The sequence below is a fragment of the Micromonospora sp. AMSO12t genome (assembly GCF_008806585.1).
GTDB lineage: Bacteria > Actinomycetota > Actinomycetes > Mycobacteriales > Micromonosporaceae > Micromonospora > Micromonospora reichwaldensis.
In genome coordinates, this window is the sequence record NZ_WAAS01000548.1 from 1 (window position 1) to 776 (window position 776).

The 776-nt window shown below is 68.4% G+C and carries 1 protein-coding gene; it reads right to left on the reverse strand.

The features are described from left to right. Positions 1 to 71: 71 nt before the first annotated feature. On the reverse strand, positions 72 to 776 hold a 705-nt coding region (locus F6X68_RS32895), incomplete at its 5' end, for a proprotein convertase P-domain-containing protein (RefSeq protein WP_192581660.1).

Sequence of the window (776 nt, forward strand, 5' to 3'; positions counted from 1 at the left end):
GAAGAGGGCCCCTCGCCAGGCGGAGCGTGGCGAGGGGCCCTTCGTGCGGCCGTGCCTGGAGCTGACGGTCCCTAGAGGGTCAGGGTCCAGCCGTCGATGTAGCCGGTGTCGCCGGAGGCGGCGTCCTGGACGCGCAGGTTCCAGGTGCCGTTACGGGTCTCCGTGGAGAGGTTGACCGTGTAGGTCTGGTTGATGTTGTCGGCGGAGCCGCCGGTGCGGTTGTGCAGGGTGTAGGCGCTGCCGTCGGGGGCGACCAGGCTGACGACGAGGTCACCGACGTAGGTGTGCACGATCTGCACGGCGACCTTGCTGGTCGACGAGGCGGTACCGGTGCAGCCGGCGATCGCGATGCTGCTGGTGACCGTCGCGTTGTCGTTGACGGTGACGTTGTTGGCGTTGCTGCCGGTGCAGTTCGTCGTGCCGGAGCCGCCCAGGTTGAGCGTCCAACTGTTCACGTAGCCGGTGTCGCCGGCGCCCGCGTCCTGGACCCGCAGCTTCCAGGTGCCGTTGGCGACCTCGGAGGAGAGGTTGACCGTGTAGGTCTGGTTGATGTTGTCGGCGGAGCCGCCGGTGCGGTTGTGCAGGGTGTAGGCGCTGCCGTCGGGAGCGACGAGGCTGACGGCGAGGTCACCGATGTAGGTGTGCACGATCTGCACGGCGACCGTGCTGGTGGAGCCGGCGGTGCCGGTGCAACCCGCGATGGTGATGGTGCTCTCCACCGTGGCGTTGTCGCTGATCGTCACGTCGGTGCCGTTGGTCTGGGTGCAGCCGGTGGG